Source organism: Halpernia frigidisoli (assembly GCF_900113805.1).
GTDB lineage: Bacteria > Bacteroidota > Bacteroidia > Flavobacteriales > Weeksellaceae > Halpernia > Halpernia frigidisoli.
Genome location: NZ_FOQT01000001.1, coordinates 647,230 through 668,658, shown reverse-complemented (window position 1 = coordinate 668,658; position 21,429 = coordinate 647,230). Strand labels below are relative to the sequence as shown.

The 21,429-nt window shown below is 33.9% G+C and carries 15 protein-coding genes; 3 read left to right on the top strand and 12 right to left on the bottom strand.

All coding sequences use genetic code 11. The annotated features are described in order from the left end of the window. Positions 1 to 48: 48 nt before the first annotated feature. From BM238_RS03110 to BM238_RS03070, 8 genes are all read right to left on the bottom strand, one after another. A complete protein-coding gene (locus BM238_RS03110) occupies positions 49 to 762 on the bottom strand; it encodes a pirin family protein (RefSeq protein ID WP_090078711.1) in 714 nt (237 codons plus the stop codon). Between the two features lie 189 nt (positions 763 to 951). Next, positions 952 to 2,361, bottom strand: a complete 1,410-nt coding sequence (locus BM238_RS03105; RefSeq protein ID WP_090078710.1) for an MFS transporter — start codon at positions 2,359 to 2,361, stop codon at positions 952 to 954. 3 nt (positions 2,362 to 2,364) lie between these two features. Then, the gene (locus BM238_RS03100; RefSeq protein WP_090078709.1) at positions 2,365 to 2,886 is read right to left on the bottom strand and encodes a nuclear transport factor 2 family protein; all 522 of its coding nucleotides are present in this window, start codon (positions 2,884 to 2,886) and stop codon (positions 2,365 to 2,367) included. A 36-nt stretch (positions 2,887 to 2,922) separates the two neighbouring features. Further along, positions 2,923 to 4,791, bottom strand: a complete 1,869-nt coding sequence (locus BM238_RS03095) for a glycoside hydrolase family 13 protein (RefSeq protein ID WP_090078708.1) — start codon at positions 4,789 to 4,791, stop codon at positions 2,923 to 2,925. Between the two features lie 377 nt (positions 4,792 to 5,168). Further along, positions 5,169 to 7,325: a glycoside hydrolase family 97 protein gene (locus BM238_RS03085; protein WP_090078706.1), complete on the bottom strand. Its 2,157-nt coding sequence runs from the start codon at positions 7,323 to 7,325 to the stop codon at positions 5,169 to 5,171. Positions 7,326 to 7,405: 80 nt separating this feature from the next. Then, entirely contained in the window at positions 7,406 to 8,437 is a 1,032-nt protein-coding gene (locus BM238_RS03080) for a SusE domain-containing protein (protein ID WP_090078705.1), read from the bottom strand. A gap of 19 nt (positions 8,438 to 8,456) precedes the next feature. Next, positions 8,457 to 10,055, bottom strand: a complete 1,599-nt coding sequence (locus BM238_RS03075) for a RagB/SusD family nutrient uptake outer membrane protein (RefSeq protein ID WP_090078704.1) — start codon at positions 10,053 to 10,055, stop codon at positions 8,457 to 8,459. Positions 10,056 to 10,072: 17 nt separating this feature from the next. Next, the gene (locus BM238_RS03070) at positions 10,073 to 12,793 is read right to left on the bottom strand and encodes a SusC/RagA family TonB-linked outer membrane protein (protein ID WP_090078703.1); all 2,721 of its coding nucleotides are present in this window, start codon (positions 12,791 to 12,793) and stop codon (positions 10,073 to 10,075) included. Between the two features lie 328 nt (positions 12,794 to 13,121). On the opposite strand from BM238_RS03070, the gene metG reads away from it, so the two are divergent. From metG to BM238_RS03055, 3 genes are read left to right on the top strand one after another with little or no spacing between them, the layout of a single operon-like run. After that, on the top strand, positions 13,122 to 15,155 hold the full coding sequence (metG, locus tag BM238_RS03065; protein ID WP_090078702.1) for a methionine--tRNA ligase: 2,034 nt from the start codon (positions 13,122 to 13,124) through the stop codon (positions 15,153 to 15,155). A gap of 39 nt (positions 15,156 to 15,194) precedes the next feature. Beyond that, positions 15,195 to 15,668, top strand: coding sequence for an Mpo1 family 2-hydroxy fatty acid dioxygenase (locus BM238_RS03060; protein ID WP_090078701.1), 474 nt, complete (start codon positions 15,195 to 15,197; stop codon positions 15,666 to 15,668). 3 nt (positions 15,669 to 15,671) lie between these two features. Next, positions 15,672 to 16,517, top strand: a complete 846-nt coding sequence (locus BM238_RS03055) for a DUF4349 domain-containing protein (RefSeq protein ID WP_090078700.1) — start codon at positions 15,672 to 15,674, stop codon at positions 16,515 to 16,517. Positions 16,518 to 16,555: 38 nt separating this feature from the next. Here BM238_RS03055 and BM238_RS03050 read toward each other — a convergent pair whose 3' ends face one another. The 4 genes from BM238_RS03050 to BM238_RS03035 form a co-directional block, all read right to left on the bottom strand. Beyond that, positions 16,556 to 19,201 carry an MGH1-like glycoside hydrolase domain-containing protein gene (locus tag BM238_RS03050; RefSeq protein ID WP_090079102.1) on the bottom strand — a complete coding sequence of 882 codons (2,646 nt, stop codon included), beginning with the start codon at positions 19,199 to 19,201 and terminating at the stop codon, positions 16,556 to 16,558. Between the two features lie 76 nt (positions 19,202 to 19,277). Then, positions 19,278 to 19,640, bottom strand: coding sequence for a transposase (locus BM238_RS03045; protein WP_090078699.1), 363 nt, complete (start codon positions 19,638 to 19,640; stop codon positions 19,278 to 19,280). A 265-nt stretch (positions 19,641 to 19,905) separates the two neighbouring features. Next, on the bottom strand, positions 19,906 to 20,715 hold the full coding sequence (locus BM238_RS03040) for a glucose 1-dehydrogenase (protein ID WP_090078698.1): 810 nt from the start codon (positions 20,713 to 20,715) through the stop codon (positions 19,906 to 19,908). A gap of 80 nt (positions 20,716 to 20,795) precedes the next feature. Next, complete coding sequence (locus BM238_RS03035; protein WP_090078697.1) at positions 20,796 to 21,416, bottom strand: DUF1684 domain-containing protein; 621 nt, start codon at positions 21,414 to 21,416, stop codon at positions 20,796 to 20,798. Between the last annotated feature and the right edge of the window lie 13 nt (positions 21,417 to 21,429).

The window sequence follows — 21,429 nt, the reverse complement described above, 5'->3', positions numbered from 1 at the left end:
AGTAAAATCTAAATTTAAAAGGCGATTTATCGTTAATTTTGATGTTTTTTAAATATTCATCGGAACTTCAATCAAAAGGATCTCCGAATTTTCTGCGGCTTTAATTTCAAAACTTTCAACTTCCCAAATTCCAACAGCATCTCTTTGTTCTAAAGTTTGATCGCCGATTTTTGCAGAGCCCGAAATTACAAAAATATAAATGCCATTTTCTGCTTTATTTAAATTATATTTTTTATGTGTCAATTCGTTCGTAGTTAGTAGATTAAACCATGAATCCTGATTGATCCAACTTCCTGCATCATCTTTATTTGGCGAAATTATTTGTTGAAAATCATTAATTTTAGCCTGATCTGAAATTTTAAACTGATCATATCGCGGCTCTGCATTTTGTTTGTTTGGAACCACCCAAATTTGAAAAAATTCTACAGGATTTTCTTTACTTCCATTAAATTCTGAATGTTGAATACCAGTTCCGGCACTCATAATCTGAATCTCACCTTTTTGAATCGTTCCTGAATTTCCCATAGAATCTTTGTGCGCCAAATTCCCGGAAATCGGAATGGTAATGATCTCCATATTAGCATGGCCATGTTGTCCGAAACCCATTCCTTTTTCTACAGTATCGTCATTTAAAACTCTTAAGGCTCCAAAATTCATTTTCGAAGGATCGTAAAAGTTGGCAAATGAAAAACTGTGAAATGATTTTAGCCATCCGTGATTTTGTCCACCTCTTGTATTTGATTTGTGAAAAACTGTTTTCATGATTTTTAGTATTTTATAATTGTAAAATTATAATAAAAAAAACGACTTATTGTTGACATAAGGTAAGAAACCATTCAATTATCGTATGAAAAAAATCACTTATTTAAAACAAAAATTAATTCTTAAAACTCATTTCAAAAAAAAAAGTCCTGACGAAAAATCAGGACTTTAAAATTATTTAAGCTTTTTTTAAAAATGAATCTGCTGAATTTCTTCCTGCAATTCTTTTGTCGATTCATTCTCATCATTTTGAATCAAAAACATTGTGATCGCCGAGGCAATGAGCATACAAACTCCACCAACTACAACGTAATCCATTGCCATATTTCCGAATAAGTTTTTCACAATTGGTCCACCAAAAATACCATTAATGATTTGTGGAATAACAATAAAGAAATTAAATATTCCCATATAAACGCCCATCTTTCTTGTAGGAATTGCATCAATTAACATGGCATAAGGCATCGCTAAAATACTTGCCCAGGCGAAACCAAGACCGACCATAGAAATCCAAAGCATCCCGGAATCTTTAATAAAAAACATGGAAATTAAACCTAAACCACCACAAAATAAAGCCAAAGCGTGCGTTTGCTTCTTACCAATAAGTTTGGCAATTGGTGTTAATAAAAATGCGAAAGGAATTGCAAATAGATTATAAAGTCCAAATAAATGCCCTGTTAAATCACCTGCTTTATTAAATTCCAGTGATTTTGTATCTTCAGGAGACAATCCAAAAGTGTGGGTTGCTAAGGCAGTTGTAGTAAAGACCCACATGGTGAAAAGTGCGAACCAGGAAAAGAACTGTACAATTCCCAGTTTTTTCATTAATGGCGGGATCTTCGCAAAATCCTTAAACATTTCAGAAAATTTTGATGGTTCTGCAATACTTTCATCTCCTGCAAATTCTGCAAATTCTCTTGGGGAATATTCTTTTGTCGTAAAAATGGTGTATAAAATGGAAATCATTAAAACTCCTGCGCCAACATAAAAAGCATAAATAACGTTATCGGCTACAAAACCTTCGGGCGCGACATTTGAAACTCCCAGTTTTGTCAACCAATTTGGCATTTCTGAACCAATCACAGCTCCAATTCCTATCAAAATAGTTTGCACAGAAAAACCAATTGTTCCTTGATGTTTAGGTAACATATCACCAACCAAAGCGCGAAAAGGTTCCATTGCAATATTAACGGAAAGATCCATCATTGCGAGGAAAATAACGGCTAAAAGTAAAACACTTGCGCCAATCATCGCATTAACAGAAGCAGCATTTGGCAGGAAAACCAAACCGACCGCACAAAGAATCGCTCCAATTAGAAAATAAGGTTTTCTCCGTCCAAGTGGACTCCAGGTATTATCGCCCATATGACCAATAATTGGTTGAACAATTAGACCCGTAACTGGTGCAACCAGCCAAAACCAGGATAATTGGTCAACATTTGCTCCCAAATTTGCAAGAATTCTACTTGCGTTTCCATTCTGTAATCCGAATGCCATTTGAATTCCTAAAAATCCCATGCTCATATTTATGATTTGTGGAATCGAGAGATTTGGTTTTATTCTCTTGGTAAAAACTGTATTTTTTTGATTTGAAATCATTTTTTATTTTGTTAATTTTTCTATTAAACTGTCTTCTATCGGTGCTTTTAAAATTGTAATATCTTCTGACAGCGAATTTGGAATGGTAATGGAGAGAACATATTGCTTTACTTTCCAGCCAGATTTTGTTTTTTCTAAAACACCAGATCCACGGCAAATTTTCATTTGAGTGCTTAAAAGTTCATCAAACCAAGCCATTTTTCCGTTCGGTGAAAAATAAATATTTCTTTTGATTGCGGTGAAATTCCAGGCTTTTCCTTTATCGAAAAATGGTTTTGCCCAAACCATAAATTCTTTTTTATTCCAACGTTCTGTAGCGTCCGTTCCCATGAAATAAGAATCTGCATCATAATAGTCGAAATACTTTTTAAAATCTGCTGAACCTGCGGCTTTATTAAAACCATCTAACATTTCTACAATATTTTTAGTTTCGATTTTTTCATTCAATTTTTCCTTTTGTGCAAAAGATTTAATACCAAAACTGGTGAAAATTATGATGAAAAATAAGAGCGTTTTTTTAGTCATTTAGAAAACTTTTATTAAATATAATTAAATTTTCGTTTACTTTTTTAAATCTAAAATTAAAATTGATTTTGGCTCAATATTTAATTTTGAATTTGGCGATAATTGATAGGATTTATCGGTAATTGCATCTTTACCAGCTGAATAATTTTGAAGTGATTCTGCAAAACGATCTAAATCTAAATTTTGAGCTTTTTCATTATTATTAATGACGACCATTACAGCATTTTCTGCATCATATCTAAAATAAACGTAAACGTTATTTTCCGGTACATAATGTTTGGTCTTTCCAGTGTGAATAACAGTTTCATCCTTTCTCCAGTTTAATAGTTTTGAGGTGAAATCGTAAAAATCCTTTTGAGAAGCAGTTTGTGTTTTAGGATCAAAGGCATTTTGTTTGTCATTTTTCCAACCTCCCGGAAAATCACGGCGAATATCTGAATCGCCCAATTTGTCTTTGTTGCCCCGCATTCCAAGTTCTGAACCATAATAAATCTGTGGAATCCCACGAACTGTTGAAATTAAACCCATTGCCATTTTATAATATCTGATATCGCCATTAAAAATCTCATTCCAGCGATTGGTATCATGGTTTTCAAAAAAGACAAGAAGATTATTAATGTCTGGATAAAGAAAATCGTTTGAGAAGGATTCGTATAATTTTAACATACTTTTATTAGAAGTATCTTTAACATCGAACGCTTTTGGCATTGTGAAAAATAAACTAAAATCCATTACTGAAGGAAGATTCGAATTAAAATTTTCTATGTCCCCGATTTTAGAATTTTTCTGCCAAAACGCAATTTCCGGCGGCGTTTGCATCCATGTTTCACCTACAATATTAAAATTCGGATATTCGTCCGTGATAGATTTCCCCCATTTTGCAAGAGTTTCTTTATCATTAAATGGATAAGTATCTACACGCAAACCGTCTAAATCCGCAGATTCTATCCACCAAATTGAATTCTGAGTCAGATAATTTAAAACAAATGGATTTGATTGATTTAAATCCGGCATTGTGGTATCAAACCAACCATCCAACGCAGTTTTTTTATCAATATCTGAGGCATTGGTGTCGAATTGCGTACTGGTTTGATAGTTTGATCTTTTGAAACCATATTTTCCTTCACCTTTTGTAAATTGATGGATCCAGTCTTTTGACGGTAAATCCTGAATAATCCAATCTGAAATTCCCCAATGGTTGGTTACCACGTCCTGAATGAGTTTCATATCCCGGGATTTTAATTCCGCAGATAGTTTTGAGTATTGTTCATTGGTTCCATATCTGCCGTCAATTTTGTATAGATCAGTTTGGGCATAACCGTGATAACTGTAGCTTTTTTCGTTATCTTCATTGACGGGAGTAAGCCAAAGCGAGGTTACGCCTAATTTTTTTAAGTAATCCAAATGATTAATAATTCCCTGCAAATCGCCACCATGACGACCGTTTGGTGCCGCCCGGTTGACCCTTTCTATCAATTCTGGTCTGGAGTCATTTTTTTCATCACCGTTTGCAAATCTGTCGGGCATAATTAAATAGACAACATCCGAAGAAGTGTAAGATTTTCTGTCGGCTGAATTTGATTTCCTGTTTTTTAATTGATAGTTGTAATTACCGACATTTTTTTTGCATTCGAGAACATTGATCTTAAATTGATCTGATTTTATTTCGGATGTATTTAAAGTTAAAAAAACATAATTTGGGTTTTCAACTTTTTCTAATTTTTCGATTTTTATACCGTCGGAAAGTTCGATATTTTTCGTGGCAATGTCTTTTCCGTAAAGCAAAATTTGCACTTCTGGGTTTTTCATATCGTGCCACCAAAATGGCGGTTCTACTCTATCTAATGTTTTTTGGGCAAAAGAGAATGTGGAAATTAGGATGAGAAATAGAAGGAATTTTTTCATTTTATATTTTTGACTTTTTAATAAACTTAATTTTTCTAATTATACCATAAATAATTACTATCAAAAATATTAACCAATATATAGGTCCGACTATTAAGACTAAAGGATTTTCAAAAAAATAATTTTTTACATTTAATTCCCTCATTAATTCTGGAGAAGTAAGCATAAATAAAAAACTAAGAATGATATAGCCGAAAAATTTTAGATAAAAATAATTATCTTTCTTAAATATTTTTAATACCCATAATGAAAATGCGAGGAAAACAATAAATTCTAAAATAGCAAAATAAAAATCCATGAGATTAATTTAATAAATTAAAAAAACTTTGTCAAAGTAAGATTCTGCGCTTTAAAACATCGACAAAGTGTATTAGTTTTTATTTAAATGGTTTCACAGAAATCGCGTAACCACCGCTTCTTACAAGATGCATTGGCAATTTTGTTCTGCTGGTAATTATTTTTTTATAAATGTGGTAAGATTGCGGAGTATTAATGTAATCTGCGTCTTTTCCATCTTCGTAAACGGTTGCTTCGTATTTTTTATTTGGATCTAAAAATGAAAAATCGATGGTGTAATCTCTTGCGTTTTCATCGGTAATTCCGCCTACGAACCAATTGTCGGTGCCTTTTGCTTTTCTTGCGGTGTGAATATAATCGCCTGGTTCTGCGAACAAAATTTTCGAATCATCCCAATCTAATGCGACGTCTTTGATGAACTGAAAAGCGTCCATGTGTCTTTCATAATTTTCCGGTAAATCGGCAGCCATTTGTAAGGGTGAATACATCACAACGTACAGAGCCAACTGTTTTGCCAAAGTAGTTTTCACAAAACGTTTGTCTCCGGGAAAGTAATAATCCAGTTTTGTTTGAAAAATTCCGGGCGTGTAATCCATCGGTCCACCCATGTATCTGGTAAAAGGTAAAATGGTTTGGTGATCGGGATTATTTCCGCCAAATGCCTCAAATTCAGTTCCACGCGCAGCTTCCGCAGCGATCCAGTTTGGATAAGTTCTGTTTAAACCTGTCGGACGAATTGATTCGTGGGAATCGATCATAATTTTATGTTCTGCGGCAAGATCTACAATTCTTTGGTAATGATTGATTGTCCATTGAGAATAATGGTGCTCGCCACGCGGAATGATATTTCCAACGTAACCTGTTTTGACAGCATCATAACCGTATTTGTTCATTAAATCGAATGCTTTGGGCGCCCATCTTTCATAATTTGCAGCAGATCCTGAGGTTTCGTGGTGCATAATGATTTTTATGCCTTTTCCATGTGCGTAATCATTTAACATTGGCAAATCAAAATCCGGATAAGGTGTGATGAAATCGAAAACAAATTCTTTGCTGTGACCAAACCAATCTTCCCAACCGGTATTCCAACCTTCTACAAGAATGGCATCAAAACCATTTTTCGCAGCAAAATCGATGTATTGTTTTACTTTATCATTGTTTGCGGCGTGTTTTCCATTTGGTGTTAATTTCGTAAAATCTGTTTCACCAATGTGAACATTTACGGCAGTTGAATAAGACCAGTTTGATTTCCCGATGATCATTTCCCACCAAACGCCCATGAATTTGGTTGGATGAATCCAGGAAGTGTCTTTTAGTCTTGTGGGTTCATTTAAGTTAAAAATCATTTTTGAAGCCAGGACTTCTTCGGCTTTTGGAGAGACAATAATTGTTCGCCAAGGCGTAACGGAAGGTGTTTGAATATAACCTTTCGCTCCCTGCGCATCGGGTGTTAAATGCGTTTTAAAACTAAATTCTTTTGCGTCAACTTCTAAATTGGCAGCGGAATAATTAATTAATGCTGCTTCTGAAAGATTAATATATAATGGTTCTTTACCTTCTTTTTTTAGCATTAAAGGCATCTGAACGCCATTTTTAATTAATGCTTGCGACGCATTACCGTCATAACTTGTTGGCCAAAGTTTTGGAATTTCTGAAATATTAGAAGTTTGCGTTTGGTATTCCTCAGAATCATAATCTCCGGCAAGCCACCACGCTTTCATGTCTGTAGGAAAATTAATTTCGGAATCTTCTTCTTTAATGACAAAATAATTTAAATTTTTCTGCTGTGGAAATTCATATCTAAAACCAAGTCCATCATTAAATAATCGAAATTTGATAACAATGCTTCGGTCGTTTGCGGTTTGATTTAAAGTAACAGCCAATTCATTATAATTATTAATATAATTTTTTTTCTCTCCTAAAACCGGTTGCCAGGTTTCGTTTTTTGAATCTCTTTTTTCGTCTGTTTTTACAAATCCTGAATTTAGATTTTTGCCCGGGTTATTTTTGCTTTCCAATTCTGAAGCAAACTGAATATCGCCATCTTTGAGTAATTCAAGTCCTAATTTTGAATCTTCTACAACAATTTTATTATTTAGTTTTAAATTGTAGTAAGCAACTCCACTTTTTAAATTAAAATCCATTTCGAATTTTCCATCGGGGGATTTTAAGGACTGAGCGCTCAAAGAAAAGCCTGCAAGAATTAGGGCTAAGCCACTTATTTTAAATATTTTCATAAAAGTTTTTTGTTAATGTTTAAAAATAAAAAAACTGCTGCTGAAAAGCAACAGTTTTATGTTAAAATATAGTCAATATTTTAATTAACAGTATATTTTTGATTAACTAAATCAAGTGTCACAGTATGTAATCCTGCTGTAACTGCAATGTTATCGCCAGAAATAGTACCGTTTGAACCACCATAGTTTTCAGTCCATTTTCTGTTAGTTCTGAATTTAATTTCTCCCGCATTAAAAGTTGCGGTTGCTGTCCATTTTTGAGTAGTAAAATTATAAGCCATCGGAATATCAGCTGCGTTTTCATCCCATCCTCCAGGAGTTCCACTTCCTGCAATTCCCATTGCATAAGGTGCAAGACCGAAAGTAAGAAGATTGGTATCAACCGTTATTTTTTGGTAACCAGCATTTACTGCTTTTAAATTATCACCTCCGTTTTTAATCAAATGAACATTATCATTTGAACCAAACTTATTGTCATAGCTTCCTAAAACAGGAACTACTAAAAATTCTGAATTTGCATCAGTGAATTTTAAGTAACCTACATAAACACCATTACTGGTTGCAGAAACCAAAGGCTGTGCAGCACCGATATTCCAACCTTGAAATGCACCAACTGCATAAAGGTAAGATATCAAAGCATAAGGTGTGACTGTTAAATTAATAGCCGGAGAAAAAGTTGGAGCTGGTAATGAAGTAGCAGAACCGTCTAATGAATAAACGGTAGATTTAATTCTTGCTTCTACATCTGTTTTTGTACCATCTAAAGGCAAACCTAAATTTAGCATTACGGCGTTAAAATCCTGCACATTATAAGATACAGTATTTACGCCTTTATCTAAATCAACAGTTTTTGGATTTGCAAAATTAGTTCCTTTTACAGCAAACTGCAATTGATTAGTATAAGCAACTGAAGTTCCAGCATTAGGATTAGTCCATTTAAAAGTTACTGCATTAGTTGCGGCAGTTTCTTTAGTTAGAACTATTGCAGATTTACTGCTTGTTAAAGATCCAGGCGTAGTTGTTGTCAACATTGCCAAATCTTCGTTTTTCGTGCAGGAGAAAAGTAAGAAACTGATCAATGCAACAAAACTAAATTTTAAAATATTTTTCATATTATTTTGAGTTTTATTTTTAATAGCCTGGGTTTTGAACCAAATTTGAATTTGCGATAATATCTTTAGCTGGAATAGGGAATAAATCTCTGTAAGACTCTACTGCTTTTCCTTCCTGAACACCACCTTTCCATGGCCATAGATATGCAGCAGTAGTAAATTTACCGAAACGGATTAAATCTGTTCTTCTGGTAAATTCCCAGCTTAATTCACGTGCTCTTTCGTCCAGTATAAAGTTTAGATCAATACTTGCAACATTACCTGAAGCATTTCCGTAAGCTCTTTGTCTTAATGCATTTACATAACCTAAAGCTGTTCCTACATTTCCACCTGCTCCACCTCTTAATGTTGCTTCTGCGTACATTAAATAAATATCTGCTAATCGGTATAATGGAATATCTGTATCAACAAAATTTCCAGCATTGTCTGAACCTGGTACGTTTGCAGATGTAACATTTTTGTATTTAATGAAAGCATAACCATCCGTGAAAGTAGACAAATCTTTGATTTCTTTACTTTGTCCGTCTGTGTAAAAATTTCCTCTTTTATCAGATCCATTTGCCGGGAAAAGATCTACGAATGATCTTGTAGTACGAAGACCACCCCATCCTCCATTCACACCAAACTGACTTGCAGGCATTGAACCTCCGATAGATGCATGCACCATATAAGTTGACCCACCATAAGTTTGTGTACGGATTCCATCATAGTTTACAGAAAAAATCTGCTCGTTATTACTTTTATCATTATCTGCTAAAAATAATTGTCCATAAACAGGTTTTAAGGAATAACCTGCAGATATTACTTTATTACAGTAAGTGATACAGTCTGTATTTCTATCAGTTCCTGTGTAAACTTTTGCATTTAAATAAAGTCTTGCTAAAAGCGCATAAGCAGCACCTGCGTTTGCTCTTCCATAGTCTCCGGTTTTTGGTGCAGACATTTCAGCTGAACAAGCAATAAGTTCTGATTCTACATATTTAAAAAGATCTGCTCTTTTGATCGCCGCTGGTGGCGTCGTAGAACCTGGTAAATTTTCTTCTGTAAGAAAAGGTACATTTCCAAAAAGATCCAAGGCATTTTCGTATGATTGTGCTCTAATAAATCTTGCTTCTGCACGCATTACTTTCGCTTTTGCAAGATTGTCACCAGAAATATTATTTGAAGCTAATTTTGCATCAGTCGTATTTCGAAGAAACTCATTACAAAATGCGATCTCAGTAAAAATACGGTAATAAATGGCGCCGATAAATTCATTTGAAGAATCCCAGGTCATTTTATGCATTGTCTGTAATGTACCATCATTCCACGCAATTACCGCTTCATCAGTAGTAAGTACATTCATAGTGTACATTTGTCTCATGTAATTGGAAAAACCTCCGTCAATACCTGCAACATCAGGACTTCCATCACCACCGGACTGTCCACCAACAGCGATACCGCCATATAGTTTAGCCAAGGCATTAGGATAGTTTGCAAAATCTGCAAATACACTTGCTGAAGTTACATCAGTGATCGGCTCTCTTTCAAGATCTTTCACACAAGAACCAAGCGAAAGCAAGGCCACTGCAGAACATGCAGTAACTATACCTCTAAATTTTATTTTATTTGATTTCATTATATAAGTACTTTTAATTAAAATTGAAAATTAAATCCTAATGAATAAACGTGAGGTAACTGATAGTAACCATTGTCGATACCACTAAAAACCTCCGGATCTACTCCTGTATATTTGCTGATTACAAAAACATTTTGCGCCATTGCATAGATTCTCATATTACTTTGCGTTGACAAAAAGTTTTTAAAATTATACCCAATGTTAACATTATCCAATCTAAAGAAAGAAGCATTTTCTACGAAAATATCAGAGAAAAACTGAGAGTTTTGGAATTTGTACTGAGGCGTCGTAGAATAAACGTTTTGTAAATAATCATTAGTAGTCGCTGCAGCTATGGAACTATTTGAAGCAGCATTGTTATAAACATAATTGCCTAAAACTGCACGTCCGCTCATACCGAAATCCCAATCTTTATAGACTAATTTCGTGTTGAATCCTAAAATTGCATCCGGTGTTGTAGATTTATAATAGTATTTATCCGCAGCTGTGATATTTCCATCACCATTTCTGTCTGCGTAAACGCCGTCTATTGGATTTCCGCTACCATCATAAACCTGCTGATATAAGTAAAAAGAATATGGATTAAATCCTACTGCATGTGCCTGCACAGTATTGCCCACGCCTCCGGATATTCCTCCTTGAGGAATATTAAATGTTGCATCGGATCTTTCCAGTAATTTTGTCACAATAGGATTAAAATGTGTTGCATTAAAACCAATTTCCCAACTTAAGTTCTCTTTTTTAACAGGTACGAAATTTATTGAACCTTCGATTCCTTTATTTTGAGAATTTCCTACATTTAGTAAATTACGGTTACTTAAATCACCTGCCGCGATTGGTGAATCAACCAGAAGATCTTTTGTATCTTTTTGATAAATATCAACAGAACCCGTTATTCTTTCCTTTAAAAAGCCAAAATCAAGACCTAAATTTTTTGTAGTTGTTGTTTCCCAGGTAAGATTTGGGTTATAAATTTCTGGTCTGTAAAAGAAATAATAAGTGCTTCCAAACTGATATTGTGCACCATTTCCACTTAAATTATATTTAGCAAAGGCAGGAAAATCAGATCCAACTTCTTGATTACCTGTTTCTCCGTAACCTGCTCTCAGTTTTAATGTACTTACAACTCTATTATCTTTTAAGAAATTTTCATCGTTAATTTTCCACGCACCGGAAACACTTGGGAAAACACCGTAGATATTATCTCTTGTTCCATTAAAAAATCTTGATGAACCATCTCTTCTCACAGATGCAGATAAAATATATTTATCAGCAACAGTAAAAATACCTCTACCATAAAATGAAAGTAAAGTGTAACCTGTTGAGAAATCCGGATTTGTTGTTGGAGCCGCATTTCCTAAGAAAGTTGTACCTCCGGGACTAATAGTTTCAAAATCCTGGTAAGAATAACCTGCTGTTAAATCTATATTAGTATTAATTGCAGAAATAGTCTTTACGTAACTTAAGTAAGTTTCTAATAATTTATTCTTTTTTTCTTGTGTGAATTCCGTGATGCTTCCTTTGTTAAAAAATCCTGCACGTAAATTTGCATCAACTGTTTTTCTACCTTCACCTTTAGAATAATCGTAGCCCGCATTTACATTAACATGTAAATCTGGTAAAAAGTGAACTTTATAATCAAGCTGGATATTTCCTAAACCTCTATAAACAGATGTCACGTCATGAATCGCCATTAATGTAGAAAGCGGGTTCGCCGTTCCATTCACATTTAAACCACCATTTAAAAGATTTTCATAATAGCCGCCAAAATTATTGTTTCCTGAATAAACGCTTTGTGTAGGATCAAATAAAATCGCTGTAGGAATAACACCACCATCAACAAATCTGTTGTCAGTATAAGTTCCTTTTAAACTAACATCAATTTTTAAATGTTTATCAAATAATACTGGATTTAAGTTCAAACCAATCGCTGATCTTTTAAAAGAATTTGTTCTTACGATACCATTTTGCTCATTATATCCTAAAGACAATCTGTATGGCAACCATTTTAAACCACCGGAAAGAGCCAGGTTATTGTCAGTTCCCCACGCTTGTTGATAAATTTTATCCTGCCAGTTGGTATCAGAATTTCCTAATCTTGCTTTGTAAGTAGGTGTCGCATATTGATTGATAAAAGCGCGGTAATCATCGGCGTTTAATACATCTACATTGCCCATTTTTTCAGAAACTGATGCCAGAGTAGAAAAATTAACTTTCAGTTTTCCTGAAGTTCCTTTTTTTGTTGTAATTAAAATTACACCATTTGACGCTCTGTTACCATAAATAGCAGTTGCAGAAGCATCTTTTAATATATCGAAGGATGCAATATCGTTTGGATTAATTAATGATAATGGATCAGCTGCACCACTGATACCTGAGAAATCCTGTGGAACTCCGTCAATAACTATTAAAGGAGAATTGCTGCCGTTTAAACTGGAACCACCACGAATTCTAATGGAAGAACCTGCGCCCGGAGCACCACTGTTAGTTGTAATTTGCACACCAGGCGTTTTCCCCTGAATAAGTTGTGCTGGCGAAGTTGCTCCACCGTTAAAATCTTTTGATGTAATGGAAGTAATAGATCCTGTAACATCAGATTTTTTCTGTTTTCCGTAGCCAATAAGAACTACTTCTTCAATCTTTTTTGTACCGACTGAATCAGTTGTTTGAGCACTTAATATTGATCCGAACAATAAAAATGCAGGTGCGATCTTTAAAATTGTGTTATAGCTTTTCACAAAAAATAAATTTATGGATTAATTATGTTATATATCTTATTTAGATACTTTTCAAATTTAATTAATATCTTGTTATTATAAAATTAATTTAGATTTCACATCAGTTTTTTAAAACCAAGCGCTAAAAAGTACGACAGGACTAGTTAATCGGTTGCACTCACCACTATTTCTTTGACAAATTTTAAGCAATTTTATTGTAATTTAACAAAAAATTAAACAAACGTTTAACAAAAAAACATTATTGTCCCAATTTAAGACGGGCAATCAAAAAAAAACCGGTAATTTTTCGCATTATCACTATATTTGCATATAATATTATTCTCAAAAAATGAATCATAAAAGATTAATTACTGCGGCTCTTCCTTATGCAAACGGACCTGTCCATATTGGCCACCTTGCCGGTGTTTACATTCCTGCAGATGTCTACGCAAGGTTTGAAAGAAGAATGGGAAAAGAGGTTGCATTTATTTGTGGCTCTGATGAACACGGCATTCCTATTACAATTCGAGCAAAGAAAGAAGGCGTTACACCGCAGGATATTGTCGATCAGTATCACACGATCATAAAAAAATCTTTTTCAGATCTGGGGATTTCTTTTGATGAATATTCCAGAACGACTTCTAAAAAACACAAACAGGTTTCACAAGATTTCTTTACAACCTTATATAACAAGGATAAATTCACCGAAGAAGTTTCTGAGCAATATTTTGATGAAGAAGCCAATGAATTTTTAGCAGACCGCTACATCGTAGGAACTTGTCCAAATTGTGGCAATGAAAATGCGTACGGCGATCAATGTGAAAAATGCGGAACTACCCTTTCACCTTCAGAACTGATCAATCCGCGCTCCATGTTGAGTGGAAATAAACCTGTTTTAAAAGAAACTAAAAACTGGTATTTGCCTTTAAATGATTACGAAGAGTTTTTAAATAAATGGATCATAGAAGGTCATAAAGATGATTGGAAAACCAATGTTTACGGACAAGTAAAATCCTGGCTTAATGATGGTTTAAAACCCCGAGCCATGACGCGTGATTTAAATTGGGGTGTTCCTGTTCCTTTGCCAAATGCAGAAGGAAAAGTGCTTTATGTTTGGTTCGATGCGCCAATTGGTTATATTTCTTTCACTCAGGAATGGGCAGAAAAAACCGGTAAAAACTGGAAAGATTATTGGCAAAGCGATGATTCTGAATTGGTTCATTTCATCGGAAAAGACAATATTGTTTTTCATTGCATCATTTTTCCGGCAATGATGAAAGCGCACGGCGATTATAAAATGCCAACAAATGTTCCTGCTTTTGAGTTTTTAAACCTTGAAAACGATAAAATTTCAACATCAAGAAACTGGGCAGTTTGGGCGCATGAATATGTGGAAGAATTTCCGGGTCAACAGGATGTTTTGCGCTACGCTTTACTTTCTTCGGCACCTGAAACTAAAGATAATAATTTTACATGGAAAGATTTTCAAACCAAAAATAATTCTGAACTAGTCGGCATTTTTGGTAATTTTATTAACCGTGTCGCGGTTTTAATTAATAAATTTTATGAAGGCATAATTCCTGCTGGTAATGAAAACGCCATTGAACTAAATGAAATATCAAAAGCCGCAACAGAAGTCGATCAATTTTTAACCAAATTTGAATTTAGAAATGCGCTTTCTGCAATGATGAATTTGGCGCGTTTTGGAAATCAATATTTACAGATTGAAGAACCCTGGAAAACCATTAAAGTCGATGAAGAAAAAGCTGCAAATTCTCTATTTGTTGCGATACAAATTGCTGCAGGTTTAGCGCAAATTTGTGAACCATTTTTACCATTTAGTTCAGAGAAATTATTAAAAATGTTTAATTCTGAAAAACTAACGTGGCAGGAAGTTGAAAGTCATAATGTACTTTTAAAAACCGGACATAAAATAAATGAAGCTTCACTTTTATTTTCTAAAATTGAAGATGAAACAATAGAATTTCAGATTCAGAAATTAGAAAATACCAAACAATCCAACAAAAAAACCAATTTAAAAGCAAACCCAATGAAGGACGAAATTCAATATGATGATTTTACAAAAATTGATCTTAGAACCGCTACAATCTTAACGGCAGAAAAAGTTGAAAAAGCCGATAAATTATTAAAGTTTTCTGTTGATACAGGCGTTGACGTTAGAACTGTAGTTTCTGGCGTTGCAGAAAGTTTTACGCCGGAAGAATGTGTGGGAAAACAAGTGATGATTTTATTAAATTTAGCACCAAGAAAAATCCGTGGAATAGAATCTCAAGGAATGCTTTTATTGACTACAAAAGATAACGGCAAACTGGCTTTTGTAAAGCCGGAAGTGAAAGTGGAAAATGGAATTGAGATCAGCTAAAAATATTTGATCTTTTACTTAAAGTTAAAAATATTTACAATGAAAAAAGTAGATTTTCTTTTTGCTGAATATGCAGAAAGTCATCAAAATCCAAAAAATAAAATTATTCACTGGATTTGTGTGCCATTGATTTTTTTCAGCATTTTAGGATTTATTTCGTTAATTCCTTCGCCTCATATTTTGATCGAATATTTTGGTTTTATAAGTATTATAACTTTACTTGCAATCGCACTGGTAAGTATTTTTTATTTCAGACTATCATGGAAAATTGCACTGATCATGGTTTTCATAATGTTTATTTTCGAGTTTATAATTTTTCACATAAATATTAATTTCAGATCAGATTCCTGGATTGTTTTTCTGACAATATTTGTTTTATCCTGGATCGGTCAATTTTACGGACATAAAATTGAGGGTAAAAAACCAAGTTTTTTAAAAGACTTACAATTTCTTTTAGTTGGACCAATTTGGTTGTTGAGTTTTATTTTAAAAAAGTGCAATATTAAGTATTAAAAAATGCGAAATTATATTTTACTAATCTGCTGTTTTTTCCTTTTGAATTGTAACAAAAGTGAGAATTTAAATAAGAATGAAGTTGCTGTTAATGCGAAATTAATGGATGTTATCCAACCAGAAAACTCGGATAAACTGGTTCCACCTCCACCTATGTCTGAAAGCGACCAAATTGATGAAAAAAGTAATTTAATTCCGAAGAAAATTATCAAAAATGGATATGTAGAAATTGAAGTTTCAGACATTAAAAATTCTCAGACAAAAATTTCAGAATCTTTAAAAAAGTTTAATGCTTATATCCAAACTGAAAACTTTCAAAACACAGATTTCAGAGACGAACTTAGATTAACGATTAGGGTTCCACATCAAAATTTTGAACCATTAATAAGTTCTTTATCTTCAAATTTAGGTTCGTTGGTTTCTAAAGAAATTTCTTCTGACGACGTTACAGAAGAATACACAGATGTTTCAATAAAATTAGCAAACAAGAAAATCTATTTAGAAAAATACAGAGATTTACTAAAAAGAGCAAATTCGACAAAAGATCTGATGGAAATTCAGGAAAAAATAAGAGGTTTGGAAGATGAAATCGATGTTTCCGAAGGCAGATTGAAATTTATAGACGACAGAGTCAATTTAAGCACGTTAGATTTGAGTTTATTTAAAGAAAAATCAAGAGATGCGATCACGTCAAAAATTGGTTTTGGCAGCAGATTCTTTGATTCTCTAGCGCAGGGCTGGAATAATTTTGTGGGATTTTTTCTTGGTTTAATTTCATTCTGGCCATTTTTACTAATAATTCCATTCATTATATTTCTCTGGCGAAAGTGGAAAAATCGTAAAAAATAACTTAAAAATCCGTCCCATATAATATGAGACGGATTTTTTTATTTCGGTGATTCTGTTTCCGCTTTATCCATTTTAAATTCTGACATACGGGGTTGCAATAGTTTTGCTACAACCGATGTCCAGCCAGTTTGGTGAGATGCGCCCACTCCACGACCGGTATCTCCGTGGAAATATTCATAAAATAAAATATAATCTTGAAAATCCGGGTCTTCCTGAAATCTTGGATATTGACTGTTGAAAACTCTTTTACCATCTTTACCTTTTAGAAAAATACTTTTTAAACGGTCTCCTAAAGAAGTTGCAATTTCGTCCAAATCAAAATGTTCACCACTTCCCGTAGGATATTCCACTTTAAAATCCGGACTATAATAAAAGAAAAAACGTTGCAAACTTTCAATAATTAAAAAATTTACAGGAAACCAAATCGGTCCGCGCCAGTTGCTGTTGCCGCCGAACATATAACTGTCGCTTTCCGCAGGAAGGTATTTTACGGAAAAATCTTTACCATCCAGATTTATTTTAAAAGGATTTTCTTCATATATTTTACTTAAAGCTCGGACGCCATATTCACCTAAAAACTCTTTCTCATCCAGCATTCTGCTTAGCAATTTTTTCAAACGGTGACCACGAAGCAAACTAAGCAAATGTTTGCCGCCTTCGCCCTTCACTTCCCAGTGAGAAACAAGCGCTGCGAGTTCCGGTTTATTTTCCAGAATCCATTGCATGCGTTCTTTAAATTTAGGTAATTTTTGCAGCATTTCGTCGTCGATAACTTCAACGGCAAACATAGGAATTAAGCCTACAATTGTCCTTAATCGTAAAAACGAACAATTTCCGTTTTGCATTAAAGCGTTGTAAAAAAACTGATCCTGCTCATCCCACAGACCAAAGCTATCTTCGCCCATATTGGCAAGCGCTTTCGCTATACTAAGAAAATGCTCAAAAAAGCGGGTCGCCATATCTTCATAAACTTTATTATAAAGCGAAAGCTCCATCGCAATACGCATCATATTTAGAGAAAACATCGCCATCCAGCTCGTTCCGTCTGCTTGCTCTAAACTTTGACCGTCTGGCAGTTTCTGACTTCTATCAAAAATACCAATATTATCCAAACCAAGAAAACCACCTTGAAATATATTATTACCATTTTCATCTTTCTTATTGACCCACCAAGTGAAGTTCATCAATAATTTTTGAAAAATACCTTCCAAAAATTCAAGATCAGGTTTCCCTTTTAAAACTTCATCAATTTTAAAAACCCGAAATGCAGACCACGCGTGAACTGGCGGATTTACGTCAGAGAAATTCCATTCATAAGCCGGCAATTGTCCGTTTGGATGCATAAACCATTCAAGTGTCAATAATTTTAGCTGATGTTTTGCAAAATCTGGATCAATTAAAGCAAAACTAATCGCGTGAAAAGCCAGATCCCACGTAGCAAACCACGGATATTCCCACTTGTCAGGCATTGAAATAATATCAGACGCATTGAAATTTTGCCAGTCAGAATTTCTCGCTTTTTTTCTCTTATCTGGCGGTTTCACTTCAGCTGGATCGCCTTTAAGCCATTTTTCAACATTATAATGGTAAAATTGTTTACTCCAAAGTAAACCCGCAAAAGCCTGTCTTTGCACGAGTTTTTCATCTTCGCTGGTAATACCTTTTTGAATTTCTTCATAAAATTCGTCCGCTTCATTTTGTCTGATGTTAAATAACTTTTCAAAATCTTCAAAAGGGTTTTGTAAATCTTCTTCAGAAAGTCGAAATTCAAAAGTTTTTGTTTCTAAAGCAGTAAAATTTTCATCAATTAAAAAAGCAACTTTTGTCCCTCTATTTTCAGGATTTATCGCACTTTCATCTTTATTTAAAATAAAATCATTGACGCCGTCTTTGCAATATTGTGAGGTATTTGGCGAATGGTAAACTTTTTTATCATTTGTTTCATTATCGCAGAAAAGTGTTTTTGCAGAAGTGTTTGAATAGAGATTTTTTAACTTTACACTTTTATGACCAATTTTGATTTGATTTTCCTTTTCTAATGAGAGTTCAGGTTTATAATCGTCATAACCCCAATTCCAGGTATTTCTGAACCAAAGTGTGGGGAGCAAAATTAAAGGCCCTTCCGTTTTTGATTTATTTGTAACCGTTAATTTTATTAAAATATCGTCCGGCGAACTTTTCACATATTCAATAAAAATATCAAAATATTCGTTTTGATCAAAAATTCTTGTGTCGATCAATTCATATTCAGGATCTTCTTTTCCAGCGGCTGCATTTTTCGCAATTAAATCTTCATATGGAAAGGCTTTTTGGGGATATTTATAAAGCATTTTCATGTAAGAATGCGTCGGTGTATTATCCAGATAATAGTAATATTCCTTCACATCTTCGCCATGATTGCCCTGAGAATTTGAAAGTCCAAACAATCTTTCTTTTATGATCTGATCTTTTTTATTCCAAAAGCCAACTGAAAAAACTATTAATTGCTGATCATCACAAATGCCACAAATGCCTTCTTCTCCCCATCTGTATGTGGTGGATTCTGCGGAAAAATAAGTGGTATAATTCCAGGCGTCACCATCTGCGCTGTAATCTTCTCGCACCAAACCCCATTCTCTGTTGCTTACATAAGGTCCGTATTTTTTCCAAGAAATATCAGAAAGGCGTTTTTGTTCTTCGGTCATTTTTATTTTTTTATTTGTAGGAACGCCGCCTTTGGCGCGTTCGTTTATTACTCTCAACGCGCCAAAGGCAGCGTTCTTACGATTTCCAGTTTTTTATATTATTTTTGATGTAAAATCTGATGGCTTTATATTCCTCTTCATCTCTGATAATTCTGTCGTGAAATTTAATTTGCCAGGCAAAATCTTTAAAACCATTGTTTCTACACCATTTGGTAACAGTTCCTTTTAACTGGTTAACAAAAGAAGAGATCGACTTTGAAATTAAAGGTTGAATGCCGACAGGAAACTGATATTCTCTTTCTTCATTTTGATTAATTACTGCAATAAAATGTAAGTGACCAGCCATTATTATAAATTCATGAAAATTAATGAAATCAAGTTTATCATTTATGGTTTTAAAATTTTCCTCTAAAAATAATCCTATTTCTGTAAAATACATTTCTTAATTTTTAATTTATCCAAAAAAATGAACTCTATTTTTTGTATCTATCGTGATAAAATAGCCATTGTTTGACGAATAATCAAAGCCAGATAATCGATATTGTTTGTGGATTTTATGCGCCATATTTTTTTCTTTTTTGAACTTCACTTGCGCCCCGGCTTGAGTGGAAATCCTTTTTGCTTACAAATCAGTTCTAATTATAAAAAAAATTTCGAAGCAAAAAGATTGGGAACGGAAGACGGATTAAGGCGCCCAAAAAATTCTAACCATTTTCAGAAAAACTCTCAAAAGTGGTCATTCCACCGTCAATAAATATACTTGCGCCGGTAATATAATCGGAGGCGTCGCTCGCTAAAAACACTGCCAAATTACCAATATCTTTTGGCTGACCGATTCTGTTGTAAGGAATTAATGACATCAAAGAACTCAATGCTTCCGGCGTTTGCCACGCATCTTTATTTATATTTGTTTGAATGGCACCCGGACAAATTGAGTTGACGCGGATTTTATCCGCACCAAATTCCTGTGCCAAAGTCTGCATCATCATTCTGATTGCACCTTTACTGGACGCATAATTGGCGTGACCTGCCCAGGGAATAATTTCGTGAACGGAAGAAATATGAATGATTTTTCCACAAGCTACAGAACGTGAAGTATCGATGCCACGCTTTTTAAAGACTTTTACGGCTTCACGCGCGCAAAGAAATTGACCAGTCAAATTGATTCCGATAACCATATTCCATTGGTCTAAAGTCATTTCCTCAAATTTTGAATCTTTTTGAACACCAGCATTATTCACTAAAATATCGACAGTTCCGTAGGCTGCAACGACGTCTTCAAACATTTTTATAACCTGATCTTCTTTGGAAACATCGCACATACAAAGCATCCCTTTTCCGCCCGCATCGGTAATTTCTTTTAAAACTTCTTGTGCTTGTGAAAGCGCGCCGTCAAAAGGATAATTGATAATTACGGTTGCGCCAGATTCTGCCATAGATTTAGCAATTCCAGCGCCGATCCCACTTGATGAACCGGTAATAATGGCTACTTGATTTTTAAGGGAAATTTCCATTTTATTTTATAATATTTATTCAAATGTACCGAAGTGAAAGTATAATGGAAAGTAAATAGGTTTAAATTTTTCTTAAAATTTTAATGGTTAAAATAGGTGTTCAAATATTTCACGCCAGCTTCAATTCTTACCGGCAATCTGTTTTCTTCGGGCACAATTGGACAATTGTAATCGTAGGGATTATAAGCACAATATGGTTGATAAGACTTGTTGAAATCTAAAATAATTTTATTTGATTTTGGAATCCTTAAATCCAGATATTTACCGCCGCCGTAGGTTTCATGCGTATTTGTTAAATCATGAAAGGGTAGAAAAAGATAATCTTCAAAACCTTCTTTCTTCATTAAATCCTGACTTTGATAAAGAGTTAAAATATAATTTTTCCCATCTAATTTAAATGTTGCTTTTCCGTAGGCTTTGTAGGTTTTAGTCTTTCCGGAACTTGTTGGAAACTCAAAACTTGGAATATTTGAAAGTTTAGTGAAATTGGCTACAACTCTATATTTTAAATTAATTGGAAAGAAAGGATGAACTGTGAAATTTTTAAAATTTTCGCCACGCAAAGGTGTTTCGTTTGGGTTTTGATATTCATTATTTAAATCATTTTGAAACTTTTGAATATCGTTTATTTCAGATTTTTTGTTAGGTGTAGCGCAGGAAATTATAATTAATGACAATAATAAGTTCAAAATATTTTTCATAAAATACAATACT

What these genes read in the sequence shown, in the direction of transcription:
- BM238_RS03110 (WP_090078711.1), bottom strand. Translation starts at nt 762, where the DNA reads ATGAAAACAGTTTTTCACAAATCAAATACAAGAGGTGGACAAAATCAC.
- BM238_RS03105 (WP_090078710.1), bottom strand. Translation starts at nt 2,361, where the DNA reads ATGATTTCAAATCAAAAAAATACAGTTTTTACCAAGAGAATAAAACCA.
- BM238_RS03100 (WP_090078709.1), bottom strand. Translation starts at nt 2,886, where the DNA reads ATGACTAAAAAAACGCTCTTATTTTTCATCATAATTTTCACCAGTTTT.
- BM238_RS03095 (WP_090078708.1), bottom strand. Translation starts at nt 4,791, where the DNA reads ATGAAAAAATTCCTTCTATTTCTCATCCTAATTTCCACATTCTCTTTT.
- BM238_RS03085 (WP_090078706.1), bottom strand. Translation starts at nt 7,325, where the DNA reads ATGAAAATATTTAAAATAAGTGGCTTAGCCCTAATTCTTGCAGGCTTT.
- BM238_RS03080 (WP_090078705.1), bottom strand. Translation starts at nt 8,437, where the DNA reads ATGAAAAATATTTTAAAATTTAGTTTTGTTGCATTGATCAGTTTCTTA.
- BM238_RS03075 (WP_090078704.1), bottom strand. Translation starts at nt 10,055, where the DNA reads ATGAAATCAAATAAAATAAAATTTAGAGGTATAGTTACTGCATGTTCT.
- metG (WP_090078702.1), top strand. Translation starts at nt 13,122, where the DNA reads ATGAATCATAAAAGATTAATTACTGCGGCTCTTCCTTATGCAAACGGA.
- BM238_RS03060 (WP_090078701.1), top strand. Translation starts at nt 15,195, where the DNA reads ATGAAAAAAGTAGATTTTCTTTTTGCTGAATATGCAGAAAGTCATCAA.
- BM238_RS03055 (WP_090078700.1), top strand. Translation starts at nt 15,672, where the DNA reads ATGCGAAATTATATTTTACTAATCTGCTGTTTTTTCCTTTTGAATTGT.
- BM238_RS03050 (WP_090079102.1), bottom strand. Translation starts at nt 19,201, where the DNA reads ATGACCGAAGAACAAAAACGCCTTTCTGATATTTCTTGGAAAAAATAC.
- BM238_RS03045 (WP_090078699.1), bottom strand. Translation starts at nt 19,640, where the DNA reads ATGTATTTTACAGAAATAGGATTATTTTTAGAGGAAAATTTTAAAACC.
- BM238_RS03040 (WP_090078698.1), bottom strand. Translation starts at nt 20,715, where the DNA reads ATGGAAATTTCCCTTAAAAATCAAGTAGCCATTATTACCGGTTCATCA.
- BM238_RS03035 (WP_090078697.1), bottom strand. Translation starts at nt 21,416, where the DNA reads ATGAAAAATATTTTGAACTTATTATTGTCATTAATTATAATTTCCTGC.